The 17,304-nt window shown below is 40.7% G+C and carries 19 protein-coding genes; 2 read left to right on the top strand and 17 right to left on the bottom strand.

Annotated elements, in window-relative coordinates:
• Window positions 1-20: 20 nt before the first annotated feature.
• The 14 genes from I6H78_RS08465 to I6H78_RS08400 all read right to left on the bottom strand — a co-directional run bounded on the left by I6H78_RS08465 (window position 21) and on the right by I6H78_RS08400 (window position 13,204).
• On the bottom strand, window positions 21-380 hold the full coding sequence (locus I6H78_RS08465) for a S1 RNA-binding domain-containing protein (protein WP_000689618.1): 360 nt from the start codon (window positions 378-380) through the stop codon (window positions 21-23).
• Window position 381: 1 nt separating this feature from the next.
• Entirely contained in the window at window positions 382-1,782 is a 1,401-nt protein-coding gene (locus I6H78_RS08460) for a bifunctional Cof-type HAD-IIB family hydrolase/peptidylprolyl isomerase (protein WP_198459398.1), read from the bottom strand.
• Between the two features lie 122 nt (window positions 1,783-1,904).
• Window positions 1,905-3,008 carry a glycosyl hydrolase family 8 gene (locus I6H78_RS08455; RefSeq protein WP_198459397.1) on the bottom strand — a complete coding sequence of 368 codons (1,104 nt, stop codon included), beginning with the start codon at window positions 3,006-3,008 and terminating at the stop codon, window positions 1,905-1,907.
• An 8-nt stretch (window positions 3,009-3,016) separates the two neighbouring features.
• A complete protein-coding gene (locus tag I6H78_RS08450; protein ID WP_198459396.1) occupies window positions 3,017-4,327 on the bottom strand; it encodes a glycosyltransferase family 2 protein in 1,311 nt (436 codons plus the stop codon).
• 142 nt (window positions 4,328-4,469) lie between these two features.
• A complete protein-coding gene (locus I6H78_RS08445) occupies window positions 4,470-5,249 on the bottom strand; it encodes a hypothetical protein (protein ID WP_198459395.1) in 780 nt (259 codons plus the stop codon).
• Window positions 5,250-5,255: 6 nt separating this feature from the next.
• Window positions 5,256-6,404 (bottom strand): non-hydrolyzing UDP-N-acetylglucosamine 2-epimerase, encoded by a 1,149-nt coding sequence (gene wecB, locus I6H78_RS08440; RefSeq protein WP_198459394.1) that lies wholly within the window; start codon window positions 6,402-6,404, stop codon window positions 5,256-5,258.
• Between the two features lie 437 nt (window positions 6,405-6,841).
• The gene (locus I6H78_RS08435) at window positions 6,842-7,351 is read right to left on the bottom strand and encodes a GNAT family N-acetyltransferase (RefSeq protein WP_198459393.1); all 510 of its coding nucleotides are present in this window, start codon (window positions 7,349-7,351) and stop codon (window positions 6,842-6,844) included.
• A 182-nt stretch (window positions 7,352-7,533) separates the two neighbouring features.
• Window positions 7,534-7,773, bottom strand: a complete 240-nt coding sequence (gene rpsR, locus I6H78_RS08430) for a 30S ribosomal protein S18 (protein ID WP_000068664.1) — start codon at window positions 7,771-7,773, stop codon at window positions 7,534-7,536.
• 31 nt (window positions 7,774-7,804) lie between these two features.
• Window positions 7,805-8,275, bottom strand: coding sequence for a single-stranded DNA-binding protein SsbA (gene ssbA, locus I6H78_RS08425; protein WP_198459392.1), 471 nt, complete (start codon window positions 8,273-8,275; stop codon window positions 7,805-7,807).
• 11 nt (window positions 8,276-8,286) lie between these two features.
• The gene (rpsF, locus tag I6H78_RS08420) at window positions 8,287-8,577 is read right to left on the bottom strand and encodes a 30S ribosomal protein S6 (protein ID WP_001151782.1); all 291 of its coding nucleotides are present in this window, start codon (window positions 8,575-8,577) and stop codon (window positions 8,287-8,289) included.
• Between the two features lie 135 nt (window positions 8,578-8,712).
• Window positions 8,713-9,918, bottom strand: coding sequence for an MFS transporter (locus I6H78_RS08415; protein ID WP_198459391.1), 1,206 nt, complete (start codon window positions 9,916-9,918; stop codon window positions 8,713-8,715).
• A gap of 125 nt (window positions 9,919-10,043) precedes the next feature.
• On the bottom strand, window positions 10,044-11,387 hold the full coding sequence (gene asnS / locus I6H78_RS08410; protein ID WP_416069078.1) for an asparagine--tRNA ligase: 1,344 nt from the start codon (window positions 11,385-11,387) through the stop codon (window positions 10,044-10,046).
• A 152-nt stretch (window positions 11,388-11,539) separates the two neighbouring features.
• Window positions 11,540-12,718, bottom strand: coding sequence for a pyridoxal phosphate-dependent aminotransferase (locus tag I6H78_RS08405; protein WP_198459390.1), 1,179 nt, complete (start codon window positions 12,716-12,718; stop codon window positions 11,540-11,542).
• Window positions 12,719-12,727: 9 nt separating this feature from the next.
• Window positions 12,728-13,204, bottom strand: coding sequence for a cell wall elongation regulator TseB-like domain-containing protein (locus I6H78_RS08400; protein WP_084849166.1), 477 nt, complete (start codon window positions 13,202-13,204; stop codon window positions 12,728-12,730).
• A 118-nt stretch (window positions 13,205-13,322) separates the two neighbouring features.
• Between I6H78_RS08400 and I6H78_RS08395 the strand changes: the two genes are divergently transcribed.
• A complete protein-coding gene (locus I6H78_RS08395; protein WP_198459389.1) occupies window positions 13,323-13,769 on the top strand; it encodes a MarR family winged helix-turn-helix transcriptional regulator in 447 nt (148 codons plus the stop codon).
• Window positions 13,770-13,860: 91 nt separating this feature from the next.
• Window positions 13,861-14,409: an NADPH-dependent FMN reductase gene (locus I6H78_RS08390; RefSeq protein ID WP_198459388.1), complete on the top strand. Its 549-nt coding sequence runs from the start codon at window positions 13,861-13,863 to the stop codon at window positions 14,407-14,409.
• Window positions 14,410-14,440: 31 nt separating this feature from the next.
• Here I6H78_RS08390 and yaaA read toward each other — a convergent pair whose 3' ends face one another.
• The 3 genes from yaaA to I6H78_RS08375 form a co-directional block, all read right to left on the bottom strand.
• Complete coding sequence (gene yaaA, locus I6H78_RS08385) at window positions 14,441-15,169, bottom strand: peroxide stress protein YaaA (RefSeq protein WP_198459387.1); 729 nt, start codon at window positions 15,167-15,169, stop codon at window positions 14,441-14,443.
• 79 nt (window positions 15,170-15,248) lie between these two features.
• Window positions 15,249-16,844 (bottom strand): hypothetical protein, encoded by a 1,596-nt coding sequence (locus tag I6H78_RS08380; RefSeq protein WP_198459386.1) that lies wholly within the window; start codon window positions 16,842-16,844, stop codon window positions 15,249-15,251.
• Window positions 16,845-16,855: 11 nt separating this feature from the next.
• Window positions 16,856-17,266 carry a peptide deformylase gene (locus tag I6H78_RS08375; protein WP_000415397.1) on the bottom strand — a complete coding sequence of 137 codons (411 nt, stop codon included), beginning with the start codon at window positions 17,264-17,266 and terminating at the stop codon, window positions 16,856-16,858.
• Window positions 17,267-17,304: the final 38 nt, after the last annotated feature.

Genomic DNA, 17,304 nt, shown 5'->3' with positions numbered 1-17,304 from the left:
AATGATTTAGATAATCGTATTTATGGCTTCTTCTTTAAATGCTCTAATGCCTCGCGCGTCCAAACAGGCATCATTCGGGCAAGAGGCGCAAAACCGTGCTTGATCCGATCATTTGAAAAACGTCTCCGTCTTGGTAATTGATGCTTTTCCTCTTCCAAGGTACGTATGGAAAGACTAGCCTTCCCAGTGTATTCGTCAAAATCCACCACCTGAACTTGGACTTCATCGCCAATTTTTAAAATGTCATAGATATTTTCAATAAATCCCGTCCGAATCTCCGAGATGTGAATCAGCCCTGTCACCCCTGTCTCTAACTCGACAAAGGCACCATAGGGCTGAATTCCTGTAATACGCCCAGTTAGCTTATCACCAATTTTCATTCTAGTCCTCAATTTCAATCGTTTCAATTACTACATCTTCAACTGGCTTGTCCATTGCACCAGTCTCAACAGCTGCAATGGCATCCAAGACCGCAAAAGATTCTGCATCTATCAATTGCCCAAAAACAGTATGGCGGCGGTCAAGGTGAGGAGTTCCACCTTGTTCTGCATAAATCTCAGCGATTGGTTCAGGCCAGCCACCACGCGCAATCTCTTTCTTAGAGTACGGCAAATGTTGGTTTTGAACGATAAAGAACTGGCTACCATTGGTATTTGGACCCGCATTGGCCATAGAAAGGGCACCACGGATGTTGTAAAGTTCTTCTGAGAATTCATCTTCAAAAGAGTCGCCGTAGATTGATTCTCCCCCCATACCAGTACCAGTTGGATCTCCACCTTGGATCATAAAATCCTTGATAATTCGGTGGAAAATTACACCATCATAGTAACCATCTTTTGACAGAGCAACAAAGTTGGCTACTGTTTTGGGAGCATGTTCAGGGAAGAGCTTGATACGCAAGTCTCCGTAATTTGTCTTAATAGTCGCCAACGGACCTTCTACTGTTTCAATGTCTACTTGTGGGAAATGCAATTCTTTTTCTACCATACCAAATCCTTCTAAGGCATCAAAAATGCCATCTTCTTCTACTGTTTTTGTAATATAATCTGCTTTTTCTTTGATCTTTTCATGGGAAACACCCATAGCAATGCTGATTCCAGCATAATCAAAGAGTTCCAAGTCGTTGAGACCGTCACCAAAAACCATGACATTCTCTGGTTTCAAGCCTAAATGGTCCACCACCTTGGCTACACCTGTGGCTTTTGAACCTGAAATAGGCACGATATCAGATGAATGTTCATGCCAACGCACCATGCGAAGTTTATCCGATAAAGACTCTGGCAAGCGCAAGGCATCTCCTTTATCTTCAAATGTCCACATCTGATAAATGTCTGCTTTTTCATGGAAGTCTGGATCCACATCCAAGTTTGGATAAATGGGATCAATAGCCTCACTGATCAGTTCTGTTCGAGTGGAGAGTTTAGCGTCATGACTGCCAACCAAGCCATATTCAATTCCCTCTCGCTTGGTCCAAGAGACATACTCCTCAACATCTAACTTCTCAATCTGATGCTGATAAAAGACCTGGCCTTTTTTATCTTCTATATAAGCCCCATTTAGGGTTACAAAAAAGTCCGGCTTGAGCTCACGAATCTCTGGAACAACACCAAAAATGCCACGACCAGAGGCAATTCCTGTTAAAATTCCTTTTTCACGCAACTGTTTAAAGACAGTGGGAATTGTAGCTGGAATAAAACCTGTCTTTGACGTACGCAAGGTATCATCGATATCAAAAAAGACGATTTTAATCTTCTTTGCCTTGTATTTTAATTTCGCATCCATCTCTCTACCTCTTTTCCATCACTCTTTCCATTATACCATAAAGCTGATGAAATTCCTTTTTTGAAAAAAGATGAAAATCCTATCAAAAAGAGAGCCAGTTAAACTAACCCTCTCTTTTCATTCTAGAACATCTCTAGAGCAATCATGGTAATCATCGTTGCATCATAGTAGTTGTCCAAAGGTAAATCTTGTGTGAAAATGTATTTATTTTGCTGAAGAAGTTTCAGATAGCCTTCTCCCTTGTCAGACGCATAGGTAATCGGGGCCAAGAAACTACCTGCCTGGTATTGATTGAGGGCAGTTCCATTCAAGTCATAACCAGCATAAATACGTTGCTCTTTCATAAAGAAATCCATCATCTTTTGAACGAGTTTTTGGCTTCTTTCATCCTGACTCTGAGACAAGTGATATGGCAAACGGCAAGCATTATAAGAATACGCTCCATCGTATTGAGATTCGATAGTGTTGGCATCAACAAGACGTGCCCCTGACTTCTCAGCCCAGATAAAGTCTGGCAAGAGACCCGTATCAGAATGAGAACTGATTTGCTCCAATTGCCCAAGCATCTTATCCTTAACATCTAGCCACTGTTTGTTTCCAGTCAGGTCATAGAAAGACTGGAAATAGTGAGGAAGAGTATCAGACGTCCGCATCAAGTAATAATAATCGGAATCCTTATTTGCCCAGTTTCCTACTGTTAGCACTCCTGTCTCTTCATTGTAATTGTATCGAAGAATATCTTCTAAGATTTTTTTAGCTTGTGCTTGGTATTCCTGCGCCTTATCCGGCCACTGCTTGGCAGCTTCAATCAAAGAATAAGCGATGTAGAGATCTCCATCAGTTGCGTTTTGCTTCTCAACCGTTTCGCTACTATTTGTGATCACTTGCTTCCAAGACATCAACTGCGTTCCCTCGATACGATGATTTTGATAATAGCGATAAAGACTCTCAAAATCTGCTTGTGTCGCTTGCCCTTTTTGGGCTGCTAAAACCGTTATGAGCATGCCATAACTTTGGGCTTCAGATAGAACTATTGTCTCCTCCGAATCACTCGTCGTACGAACATAAGACTGATTGCCTTTTGTAACAAGGAACTGCTGGCTCCATTGGCTGTAAATTCGATTCCGCATCTCGATTTTGGTCCTTCCTCTTACTAAAAACAAGGCTAAACAAAAGATAGAAAGGATGAGTACAAACCAGACATATTTTAATTTATTCGTTTTCATAGAACCTCCTATCCTGCAAACCGCTTGGTTTTAACCCACTTGGTTTCTTTTCGTCGGAGTACTTTATCCAGCACGATTGAAGAAATGGAATCAACGGATACAACGATAAACATCTGTGCATAAGAGAAATAGGCAGCCAAGGCCAACCAGATTTGTTTAGTCGTCGCTTGTCCAAATTGACTTGCCAATGCTGTCATAATTTGCATCAAATAGAGACCAATCATGAGTATCCAGTTGAAGAGCATGAGCTGGGCGATGTAGATATTATCCGCATCAAAAGCAAATGGAACCCTGACATCTGGGAAGAAAAAATTAAGGCAGATTGCTAGCACATTCGCTAGGAAAATCAAATCCGACAGAACAATGGCAAAGTTAAACCAAAAGAAAACACAAGAATAGTTAAAGACTTCTAGTTTAACGCGCCAGTTTGCTCTGCCAAATAAATGCTTAAAGTTCGAGAGAACAACTTCATAATTTCCTTTTGCCCAACGTTTACGCTGCATATAGTAACTCTTTAAGGTCTCAGGTTCTTGTTGGAAAGCCTCAGAATTATAGGCAAGGGCAATCAATTTACCACTCTGCATGATTTTGAAGGAAATATCGGTATCCTCGGTTAAGGCACCATTTTTCCAACCACCGATACTCTTTACAAAGTCGGTTTGAATGATAAAGTTGGTTCCTGGGATACGCCCAATTTTAAAGAGATGCCACATCCCAACGTGGTGCACGCGCTGAGTAACAACGATTTCCTGATTAATACAACGAGTCAAGAAATTTTGATTGGCATTTCGAGTCTTGTTGCGACCGAAAGATGCCACATGGCGTTCTGGATCTTTCATCACTTCTTTGACAAGGAAATAAAGAGCATTTTTTTCAGGCATAGCATCCGCATCATAGACACAGATGTATTCGCCCGTTGCCATCTCCAAAGCATCGTTTAGAACGCCCGCCTTTCCTCCCGTACCAGTACGGTCGATAATCGTCAGATTTCTTCCTGCATACTCAGGCATGGCTTGTACAGACAAACATTCTGCATAGGTGTTATCTGAACAGTTATCTGCGAATAGAAGCAACTCCACACGGTCGTGAGGATAGTTCATATCCAAGATAGCTTTTGCTGTTTGGGCAATAACCACATCCTCATTATGAGCAGGAACAACAATCGTTACCTTAGGATAATAAGGTAGCGGCGAAGTGTCTACACGAAAATCACTGTGTTTAAACCAAAAGTGTACTGCCGAAAAGAGAATTACCAAGCCCCAAGCTAGAGAAATCCAAATTGTAAGCAAGGTAAAAATCATTAACATTTGACTAATCATGATTCACCGCCTTAAAATTTTTGTTCACTCGATGGTAAAGAATATTGTATGCAATAAATAGTATGATAAAACAAATGCCAAAGGCGAGACTGAGTCCCAAAGCAATACCAAAAAATAGTTCGGTTAGAGTCATGTTTCCCTCCTAATATTCTACAATTACATCTGTCTCTAGTTGACGTTTGAGATGACTGGCTACATCTGCGTAGTCTTGGTATTTATCTTTATTATCAGAGTTAATCACCAAATAGCCTGTTTGGAACTGAATTTCTTGATTGCCTTCTTCTCCATGAAAAACTAAACTGCTTAGTTTCTCCTGCAAATCATTAAAGTAAAGCTCTTTCAAGGAATATTGGTTACTGCTAGACAGAACGAGAAAATTACCATCTGAAACGTAATAAAGCTTATCATTGTAACTCAATTCCTGAGCAATTACCTCTTGAATACGACTGAGCATCTGGTTATGTTCTTTCGGTTTAATCTGGAAGAACAAATCTTCATGTGCCCAATGAATCAATAGAGATTGAACCGTAACATCACTTTGTTCAGTGACCATAGCTTGGTAATCTGCTCGAGCTTCGTCTTCCTGTTCTTGGACCTTTGAGGCCACCTTGAAGAAATAATAACGAACCTTAAGTAGAATCCCAATCAAAAGTGGAAAACTGATTAATAAGAAGATCAGTTGAATGATTGGGATATAAACCACACCCGCAACCAAAACGATAAGTCCAAAACCAAATGCTAAGATAAGGGTCCAAGTAAGCAAAAGGTCAGATAATACCAACACTGCAAACAAGGCTAAAGCTAAAAACAAGATTTGTTCTAAAATGATTGCTCGAGCATACAAAAAACAAAGCACCAAAAGAATGACCTCACAAGCAAGCAAAGCCATAAGCCAGTTTTTAAATTGACTCCAATTTTTCATTTTATCTTATTTCCCCCCTTTGAATTCAGATACAGAAGTCGCTGCCCCAAAGTACTGTTGAATGGATTGTACGATTCGTTCAGAAGCTCTTCCATCTCCATAAGGATTTGGTGCCTGAGACATTTGTCTATAAAGAGTTTCATCTATTAAGAGTGCTGCCATTGCTTCTTTCACACGTACTGGATCCGTACCAACTAGCTTCAACGTACCTGCTCTTACTCCTTCTGGACGTTCCGTCGTGTCACGAAGGACAAGGACAGGTTTGCCCAGAGAAGGCGCCTCTTCCTGAACACCACCAGAGTCGGTCATGATAAAATAGCTTCTTGAAGCCAAATTATGAAAATCAAGTACATCTAAAGGCTCAATCAAGTGAATACGATCGTGACCGGCTAAGATATCTTTTGCTGCTTCTTGCACAGCAGGGCTAAGGTGAACAGGATAAACAACTTCAATTTCCTGATGAAGATCGACCATCTCACGTAAAGCTGTAAAGACATTTCTCATTGGTTGACCTTGATTTTCACGACGGTGCATGGTTACCAATACAAGTTTCTTATCTGGATCCAATTGATCTAGAACTTCATGATAGTAATCCGATTGAACGGTTAGTTTCAAGGCATCAATGGCTGTATTTCCCGTAATGACAATAGCAGACTCAGGATGATTTTCCTTAAGAAGATTTTCTTTACTCTCACTAGTTGGAGCAAAATAAAGATCCGCAAGGTTATCTGTCATCTGACGATTCATTTCTTCTGGGAAAGGAGAATACTTATCAAAAGTCCTTAAACCAGCTTCAACGTGGCCGATTCGTACCTGATTATAGAAAGCAACTAAACTTGCTGCAAAAGTTGTCGTTGTGTCTCCGTGAACAAGAATCATATCTGGAAGTTCTTGCTTAACAACTGGATCAAACTTTTCTAAAATTTTTCCAGTAATATCTAAGAGGGATTGATTTTTCCCCATAATATCCAGGTCATAATGTGGCTCGATGCTAAAAGTTTCAAGAACTTGATCAAGCATTTGACGGTGCTGAGCTGTCACAACTGTGATCGTCTCAATGCTGTCACTATGTTTTTGCAATTCTAACACTAAAGGGGCCATTTTAATAGCTTCTGGTCGTGTTCCAAAAACAACCATCACTTTCAGTTTCTTCATTATGCTATCCTTCTACTATAATAAAATTTGACACATCAGATTAATCTTTATATCTAATTATTGCGCAAATCAATTAATTTGATTATCTTAATTATTTTACCGTCAATTAATTTATATGTCAAATTTTTTCCAAATTATATTATTGCATTTAATTTAATTTTAACAATCTGTAACCTTTTTGTAACAATTTTATTTACAACCTTTCAAAAGCCTTATTTTAGGAAATTTTAAGACTTTTCAAAAGAGTCCGTATTTTAAAAAACTAAGTCTTATATGTTTTTTTCGATATTTATTTTTATCTTGATATTTCAAACAATTATATTTTATCACTTTGAGGAATAAATCAAACAATTTCAAACAAAAAAGTCCCTTTTTCGAATGAAAAAGGAACTGTGATTATTTACTATATTTAAAATTTAAACCTTATAAAATCTGTCTTAAAACAAATTTTTCGACAGATACAAGACCAATTCTCCGATATCTTCACAAACCGCATTCATGGCCGGTTGATGGTTCTGATACCAAACACCCGTCCCATCTGGAATATAGCCTCGTTTGATGTACAATCTCTGGGCAGGTCCATACCCTGAATGGAGCCCCACACCAAGGGTCACCTTATCCGATATGAGCCTAACTCGTTTTTCTGCTTCTTCCAGCAAGAGATTTCCAATACCTTGATTTTGAAAAGGTTCAAAGACATTGAAATCTGAGAGTTCTGGATAGATTTCTGCAAAAGGCCCCTGCTTAGCGCAGGGCAAAATTGTGATATAACCCGCTAAAGCACCCTCAACCTCTGCAACTAAGACTTCTCTCTCCCCACATTCTTGTTCAAGAAAATATCTAGCCAAAATTTCTTCTCTACCCGGCCAACCTTGGCTGATAAATCCTCGAGATAGATCTTTAATGTCAGATTCTTGCATTTTTCTAATTGAACATGTCGTCTTCATAAGTTGCTCCTTTATAGCTTTCTCCTACCATTATAGCACGATAATAAAGATTAAAAGAAAAAACCTAGTAAAACAAAAGAGTCTTACTAGGTCAACAGGGAATCCTTTCTAACAAAATCCTATAAAAATCTGAAAAAGAGGTCCACTCGGACCTGAAAAAAAGACCCGTAAGGGTCTTTTCTTTAATCTTCGTTTACGAAAGGCATCAAAGCCATTACGCGAGCGCGTTTGATAGCTGTTGTTACTTTACGTTGGTTTTTAGCTGAAGTTCCTGTTACACGACGTGGAAGGATTTTCCCACGTTCTGAAACGAAACGGCTAAGAAGCTCAGTATCTTTGTAATCAACATATTCAATTTTGTTTGCTGCGATGTAATCAACTTTTTTACGGCGTTTGAATCCGCCACGACGTTGTTGAGCCATGTTTTTTCTCCTTTATAGTATTAATTGTCCATTAGAATGGTAAATCATCATCTGAAATGTCCAATGGATTGGTTACTCCAAATGGATTTTCAGAACGTGAAAAGTCTGGTACTGGATTTGCAGGTGCTGATTGACCAGCAGTTGGTGCAGAATAAGCTCCACCTGTATGTCCTTCACGCACTCCGCGGCTTTCCAACATTTGGAAATTCTCAGCCACGACTTCTGTTACGTAGACACGTTGTCCTTGCTGGTTATCGTAACTACGAGTCTGGATACGGCCTGTGATCCCGATAAGAGAGCCTTTCTTAGCCCAGTTAGCAAGATTTTCAGCCTGTTGGCGCCACATAACGACATTGATGAAATCAGCCTCACGTACGCCATTTTGACTCTTAAATGTACGGTTTACTGCAAGAGTAAAAGTCGCAACTGCTACATTTGATGGGGTATAACGCAACTCAGCGTCACGTGTCATACGCCCTACAAGTACAACATTGTTAATCATAATTTACCTTCTTACGCGTCAAGTTTGACGATCATGTGACGAAGAATGTCAGCGTTGATTTTTGAAAGACGGTCAAACTCTTTAAGAGCTGCGTCGTCGTTTGCTTCAACGTTAACGATGTGGTAAAGTCCTTCACGGAAATCTTGGATTTCGTATGCAAGACGACGTTTTTCCCATGATTTTGATTCAACAACAGTTGCACCGTTGTCAGTCAAGATAGAGTCAAAACGTGCTACCAAAGCGTTTTTCGCTTCTTCTTCAATGTTTGGACGAATGATATAAAGAATTTCGTATTTAGCCATTGATATGTTCCTCCTTTTGGTCTAATGACCCCTAGTCTTTGCAAGGGGTAAGTGAGGTTTGCTCACAATAAACTATTATACTAGAAAAACTGATAGATAGCAAGTAAAAAAGATAAAAGTGAAAAAATAACTTTATTACTTAGAAATAACATCCTCTTCCAGTTTCAAAGCTCCGGCCATCTCTTTCAAAATGAAAAATAGCAAAAAGCTGGCTAGTACTAAAATGAGCCCTAAGTAAAGGAAGGCTACTACAAATCCTAGATAGTCAATCAACCATCCCGTCAGAGGAAAAATGATAATCATGCTTAGGCTGAACATCATAGAGTAGACACTTAGCATGGTTGCCCGTACCTCACTTGGGAGTCGCTTTTGTAAATCATTATCAAAAATCGGCTGAAAGAGAGCATATAAGGCGTTACTGATCAAATAAACCAAAATATAAATCAGCGGCGTACCAAAGTAGGAAAGCAAATAAGTTCCTCCCGTCAAGAGTACAAGAATGGGAAATAACTTTAAGGCTGAATACTTCTTTCCAATCTTACTTGCTAGATAAACTGCCCAGATATTCAAAACACTGCCCATCAACATGACCATCGAAATCTGCCACCCTTCTAAGTCGGGAAGTTGATTTTGATAGTAAAAATAAAACATGCACATCAGTGTCCCGATGATTTGGGAAAGAATCATCCAACTAAAAAGACTGGGGTTTCTCCGCAACTCCTCTTTGACAGTCCAGATTATTTTTTTCATTGTCAGACGCTCAGATTTTTGCGCTTTAACACTAGGCTCTTTTAGCATCCAAGTTAGGAAAAGAACGATTATAGAAGTAACAATTATGATATAGTAAGTCAAGTGCAATTGACCATGGACAAAAAATCCCGCTAAAACGGTCCCCAAAGACCGAGTTCCTTCTGCTACTCCTGACATAAAACTTGAGATAGATAAGTAGCGCTCTTTTAATCCAGCCTCCACGGCCGAATCATAAACCATGGCTGCACTCGTCCCCGAATCAAAATTATAAGACAAGGCACTCACCACCATAGCGAGTGCGTAAATCCAAAAATTACCTTGCCCTACTAACATGAGAATAGACGACGCAATCCCAGCTATTCGACTTAAATATAGATTGGTTTTATAGGAATAGCGGTCAGCTAACATTCCAGAAGGAATTTCACAGATGACACTGGTGGCATGAAAAATACTTTCCAATAAGCCAATCTGCCAAAGCGACATCCCGTTTTGACTGAGAAATAGAATCCAAAAGCTGGTAATGCCCAGAAAGGCAAAAAATTCCACACCAGCCATGAGACCGATATTCTTCCGGTAATTTCGTTTAAACATAGTTTCTCCTTTAACAAGTGTATTTGTATCTTTGTGTTTGTCACTTGTTAAGCTGTGCTTTACATGTTCTCCACCTCTTCTTTCTTCTACTTTGAAAAAACGCCCTAAGGGCGTTTGGATTTATTTTATGGTTTGATACGGTGCAACATACGTGGGAATGGAATAGCTTCACGGATGTGTTTTGTACCTGCTGCGAAAGTTACCATACGCTCGATACCGATACCAAATCCACCGTGTGGTACTGTACCGTATTTACGAAGGTCAAGGTAGAATTCATACTCTGTACGATCCATACCCAGTTCTTCCATCTTAGCTACAAGGGCATCGTAGTCTTCCTCACGCATAGAACCACCAATGATTTCTCCATAGCCTTCTGGAGCAAGCAAATCTGCACAAAGCACGCGCTCTGGATTTCCAGGAACTGGTTTCATGTAGAAGGCCTTGATAGCTGCTGGGTAGTTCATGACAAATGTTGGCACACCAAAGTGGTTTGAGATCCAAGTTTCATGTGGTGAACCAAAGTCATCACCATGCTCAAGGTGTTCGTAGTCAGCATCTTCATCGTTTTCATGCTCTTGCAAGAGGTCAATGGCTTGATCGTAAGTGATTCGTTTGAATGGCTCTGCAATGTAGCGTTTCAAGAGCTCTGTATCACGTTCCAAGGTTTCCAAGGCTTGAGGCGCACGATCTAGAACACCTTGAAGAAGGGCTTTTACATACGCTTCTTGCAAGTCAAGTGACTCATCGTGTGTCAAGTATGAGTATTCAGCGTCCATCATCCAGAACTCAGTCAAGTGACGGCGCGTTTTTGATTTTTCAGCACGGAATACTGGACCAAAGTCAAAGACACGGCCAAGAGCCATAGCACCCGCTTCAAGATAAAGCTGACCTGATTGGCTCAAGTAGGCTGGCGTTCCAAAGTAGTCTGTTTCAAAAAGTTCTGTTGAATCTTCTGCTGCATTTCCTGAAAGGATTGGGCTATCAAACTTCATGAATCCATTCTTGTCGAAAAACTCATAAGTCGCATAGATAATCGCGTTACGGATTTGCATAACTGCTACTTGCTTACGAGAGCGGAGCCATAAGTGACGGTTGTCCATCAAGAAGTCTGTTCCGTGTTCTTTTGGTGTGATAGGGTAGTCTTGAGATTCACCGATCACTTCGATGTCTGTAATATCCAACTCATAGCCAAACTTAGAACGTTCGTCTTCTTTGACAATTCCTGTCACATAAACAGACGTTTCTTGACTCAAGTGTTTGATCGTTTCAAATTTTTCAAGACCTACCTCTTCACCAAATTTTTCTACAAAGTTTGGTTTAAAGGCTACACCTTGGAAGAAGGCTGTTCCGTCACGCAATTGCAAGAAGGCAATTTTCCCTTTTCCTGATTTGTTGGCAACCCAGGCTCCGATGGTCACTTCTTGACCAACGTAGTCTTTTACATCGATAATTGTTACACGTTTTGTCATAATCTATCTTCCTTTTTTCGTTTAACTTGTCCGAAGACATCATTACCCACTATTTTACCATAAATAGAATGTGATAGCTAGGTTCTACTAGAGAAAAATCGCGAGATTTTCGTTACAAAAAATCTTCACTAAAAAGGCGAAGATTCTAAGTTTTATTTTTCCATAAATTGATGCAAACGACGAATAGCTTCTTTCAAGGTATCCATATCTGTCGCATAGCTGAGACGAACATTTTCTGGTGCTCCAAATCCAGCTCCTGTAATCAAGGCAAGACCGACTTCCTCAAGAATAGCCGTTGTAAATGCTGTCACATCGGTATAACCCTTCATTTCCATCGCTTTTTTAACATTTGGGAAGAGATAGAAGGCTCCTTGGGGCTTGACAACTTCAAATCCTGGTACTTGGCACAATAGAGGGTAAATAGTGTTCAAACGTTCCTCAAAAGCTTGGCGCATGGTTTCGACAGAGTCTTGTGGTCCAGTCAGGGCTTCAATGGTAGCATATTGTGATACAGCAGTCAGGTTTGAGGTTGTTTGTCCTGTCAATTTGCTCATAGCAGCGATAATTTCAGGATTTCCCACAGCATAACCTACCCGCCAACCAGTCATGGCATAAGCCTTAGATACACCGTTAATCACGATGGTTTGCTTGCGAATAGCTTCTGACAGACTAGAGATTGGAACAAATTCGTTCCCGTTATAAACCAGACGACCATAAATATCATCCGCTAGGATAAGGACATCATGTTCAACCGCCCAATTTCCGATAGCCAAGAGTTCCTCACGAGAGTAGATCATACCGGTCGGATTCGATGGCGAATTGAGAACCAAGACCTTGGTCTTATCTGTTCGAGCTGCTTCTAGCTGCTCTACTGTTACTTTAAAGTGATTGTCTTCCTTGGCCTGGACAAAGACTGGCACTCCTTCTGCCATTTTGACTTGATCTCCATAGCTGACCCAGTATGGTGTAGGGATGATGACCTCATCACCTGGATTGACCACAGCCATAAAGAAGGTGTAGAGAGAGAACTTGGCACCAGTGGCAAAGGTAACCTCGTTAGCTGCTACGGAATACCCATAGTAGCGTTCAAAATAGGTATTAACCGCCGCTTTTAACTCTGGTAGGCCTGAAGCAACTGTATAGAAGGAAGCTCGTCCATCTCGAATCGCTTCTATCGCTGCATCCTGAATGTTTTCAGGAGTATGAAAATCAGGCTGTCCCAAGGTTAAGAAAAGAACATCTTTTCCCTGAGCTTTTAATGCTTTGGCTCTTGCATCACTGGCTAGAGTGACGCTTTCTTCCATTTCTAGTACACGTTTGGATAGTTTCATATGCCCTCCTTATTGGATCACTGCTCCTGTTTCAAAGTCAACCAGATAGTACTGGTTTCCTGACTTGACTTCCCAAATCGGCTTGTCCTGATAACGACCAAAGGTAATCTTGTCAATGTCGCTAGCTCCTTTTTCCCTCGAAATCGTCGCTGCCTTGTCTTGAGAAATCCCCTTATCAAGCTGATAAACATAAATCTTGTGGTCATTCTTTTCAATCAGTACGGCAATGGCCTCTTGCTTTTTATTATGTCCTAAAACGCTGTAATAACCTTCTAGTCCATTATAAAAATCAACCTGATCTGCCTTTTCCAATTCTGCATACTGCTTGGCCAGTTTTTCTCCTTCAACTCTGGCATCTTGATAGGGTTTCATGCTGAGTGATATCAGATAAAGGAAGGAAGTCGTCATGACTAGTACTACCAGAGAAATGCCGATTCCATACTGTAAAAGTAGCTTGTTTTTTGCTTTTTTTTGTCTTAGTTTCACTCGTCTATTTTACCATCTCTCCTCCTTTATTACAAGTGAAGACAGGAACATTCTAAGATTCTTTTCCTATAAAATGTAAGTTCTTGTTTTTCTCTCTCATTATTGATAAAATAACCTTATGAAACAAAATTTGAAAGAGAAAATTTCCGATAATCAATTAGACTTAAAAACGGCTATCGTCCTCAACAAAGCCATACGAACTTTTAAACCATATGAAGCCAATGCTGCCAAAGAACACGGACTAACCCCTACTCAATTTTCCGTTCTGGAGACCCTCTATAGCAAGGGAGAACTACGCATTCAGGACTTGATTGAAAAAATGCTAGCCACTTCTGGAAACATGACTGTTGTCATTCGAAATATGGTTCGAGATGGGTGGATTTCTAGAACTTGCGACCCCAAGGATCGTCGCTCCTTTTTCCTGAAATTAACACCTGCAGGACGCAGAAAAATCGAAGAGGTTCTTCCTGACCATATCGATTCTATCGTAGAAGCACTCAGCATCTTGGAAGATGGCGAAAAGGAAGACTTAATCCGCATTTTAAAAAATTTTAAAAATTTGTGAGCAAAATTATTGCTAATTAGTATTATTTGTTGTAACATGGATGGTAACAAAAGAGTTCGCTCTTTGAATTTTAAACTAAAGGAGACACATCATGTCTAAAAAAGTACTATTTATCGTCGGATCACTACGCCAAGGTTCTTTCAACCACCAAATGGCCCTCGAAGCTGAAAAAGCACTTGCTGGAAAAGCGGAAGTTAGCTATCTTGATTACTCAGCTGTTCCTCTCTTCAGCCAAGATTTGGAAGTTCCAACCCATCCAGCTGTAGATGCTGCTCGTGAAGCAGTCCTTGCTGCGGATGCTATCTGGATCTTCTCTCCAGTCTACAACTTCTCTATCCCTGGAACAGTGAAAAACTTGCTTGACTGGCTCTCTCGTGCCCTTGACTTGTCTGATACTCGTGGCGTTTCTGCCCTCCAAGACAAGTTTGTTACTGTCTCGTCTGTAGCCAATGCCGGTCACGATCAACTCTTTGCTATTTATAAAGACCTCTTGCCATTTATCCGTACACAAGTCGTTGGTGATTTCACTGCTGCACGTGTCAATGACTCTGCTTGGGCAGACGGAAAATTGGTGTTAGATGAAGCAACTTCTTCATCACTTGCTAAACAAGCGGACGACCTTCTTGCAGCCATCAACTAATAAAGCAAAAACCAGCTCGAATGAGCTGGTTTTATGCTTGTTTCACAAAGACGAGTTCTGAGTCGCTTGATAAATCAGGTCGGTAGTCAAAATCGGCAAAGCTGAGCTTACGAGCTTGGTCAACCGTTTGGACTTGCCCTTCTATCAAGGCTGTCAAAAAGGCCCCACGCGCTTTCTTTGAAATAGTTGAGTGGATTTTCAACTGACCTACCTTGTCCTCCATAAATTTGAAGGTCACCATCTTTTCTCTGATTTCCTTCGAAAATACTGTTTCAAACTCTGATGACAAAAGAGAAAATATCAAGTCCTCATCCTGTAGCGCCTCATCGTAGGCTGACTTCCAATGAGTCTTTAGGGTTTTACCAGCTACTTTTAATTTCATCAAAAAGTCCAAACGGTGAGGAGCCATGGGAGATAGGGCTGGAACTACGCCATACAAAGCTGATGTAATTAAAACATGATCTTCAAGATAGGTTTGTTCAGCCTCGGTTAACCCATCTCGTTTGATGTAGCGATACATGAGACCGTCAAAGAGTTTCAAGGCTGGATAATTCTTAGCCCTCTGATCTTTTAAGGCTTGAATATGAGCGTACTCTTCTTCTGCTTTCTCGGCAGATACCTTATAAAAAGTCTCTAATTCACTAGCTGAGTAGTGCGCCAGTGAGTCAAGGACTGCCTGACTTTCAGGACGCAATGGATACGCATCTAAACTAGGGATTTCGGTGTTCATTTCTTTGGCTGTTGGGATTAAAATTTTCATATTGTTAGTGTAGCATATTTTTCAATCACGACCAAGAATTTCATCTGAAAAACCTCGGTTTATACCGAGGTTTCTTTGCTTACTTCACTTTGAAGGTCTTGAGGTAATTATCTTTTCCAACTTGACCTTCGAAGGATTGGCCATTTTCAAGGTAAGGAAGGTCGTCTGACACGGAAGCCTTGACCTTATAAATCTTTCCATCAACTTTAAAGAAATAGACGGTATCCCCCTTGATAACAGCTGATTTAAGGTCTGAAACCACTCCCTTGATACTTTCTACCGTTTCATTATCCAGGTCGAAGTCGTTTTTATTGGCATACTTGCTGAGGAGTTCATCTACCGTAGTTGCTACGATGACGTTTTGGTACTCCACGGCATCGACCAATGCATACTCCTTGACCAAGCCTGCATTGTCCTTCAAGCCCATGATATAAAGAGGCTTGTCATTGAGATTAACAAGGATAGGGAAGGTAGCCTTGTAGGCCTTCTCTTGCACTGCTCCTTCTGCGGAAGCACGGGCTGATTCTTCGGTTGCTGAAGCTAGATTGTACTTGGTGATTTCACCAGTGCGCATATTTTCAAGGATAAATCCTAGATTACTTTCGTCAGCGTTGGCTGAAGTCACCCCCGTATAGAGATAAATGTCATTTCCGATAGAAAGATAGTTATAGCCCTCGGTCGTTTGAGTAACATTTTTCTTAGAAATCAAGGCATTCCAGAAGCCGTCTTTATACTTGCCGTTGTAGTTGATTTGCTCGATGGTTTCTTCAGCTGGATAGACACGATCCACCCATTCTGGTACTTCATCCAAGCTGTATTCCTTGGTTTCTCCATTGGTGGCATCTAAGATAATAACAGATGAAGGACGCGGGACTCCTAGACCAAACTGCTTTTGATAAACGGTTGCTACATAGAAGGGATTGCCTTCATCATCCACCTCAAAGGAGGGCGTTTTAAAAATCTTGGTTGGGTACTTGATCCGAAGATGACGTTTGACATCACGATTAAAATACTCAGAGTCTGAATACTTCATTGGCGTTTTTAAATCCACCAATTCCGCATTTCCTGTCACCATATCAACCTTGATATACTCGCCAATTCCTTTGGACTGATTATTAAACCATTTGATCGGGTCGGCATACTCCAAAGGAGTCACCCGATAGGGTTTGCCATCAACTGTCAGCTGGGTATAAGTATCTGCTGCTACGTACTGGGAGACCTTATCCGTCAGAGAGCCTAGATAACGGTCTCCAATCTTTTCTGCAGTGCTCCGATCTAGGATTGGAACCTTACTGGTATCACTCTTAGGAAAATCTTTAAAGTCTTTTTCTGTGATAGACACCACATTAGCATAATTTTTTGCTTGGAAAAAGCTAGAGGTCACTAAGCCAACCAGACCAGCAAGGGCAAAAATGATACCTGCAGTCAGAAACAATCCTCCACCTAGTTTATTAAAATGAAGCCCTTCTAGGTTGAGTTCGTTGGCAACCTTGCCATGACGAACATGAACAGTTTTGAGGAGATTGGTATCCTTGCGGAAACTAAACAAAATCCCCATCACCACCAGATGCCCACAGAGAAAGAAGATGAATTCCCAACTAGTCAGATTGAAGGGTGGTAAAAAGATATACCAAGTCGTTGCGATAAAAACAAGTTCAAATAGTATGCGTTTCATCTGAATTCCTCCTAAATAATTCGTCCTTCCAAATGATCCAGTTCATGTTGGCAGATCTGAGCTGGAAAACCTGTTAACGTAATGGTCTGCTCCTGCCACTTACTATCACGATAGGAAACCGTAATCGTTTCATAACGAGTCGTCGTTCGAACCCCAGTCAAAGACAAACAACCTTCCTCTGTCTCATAAGGTCCTTTATAGGAAAGAAGAATGGGATTAAACATAACCATGGGAACTAGGCCAAGATTAAAGATAATCACGCGCTTCTGCTCCCCAATCATATTAGCCGCCAGACCGACACATGTCTCGCGATTAGCCAGCAGGGTATCCTGCAAATCCTTAGCCAGATAAAGGTCTTCCTGACTTGCAGGTTTCGAAACCTGAGACAAGAATAAGACATCTCGGACAATTCTCTTTTCCATTCTCTTACGCTCCTTACATCTTTACTTTATTATAGCAC

Origin of the sequence: Streptococcus oralis (assembly GCF_016127915.1) — a bacterium.
GTDB lineage: Bacteria > Bacillota > Bacilli > Lactobacillales > Streptococcaceae > Streptococcus > Streptococcus oralis_BO.
This window is presented reverse-complemented; position numbering and strand designations above follow the sequence as displayed.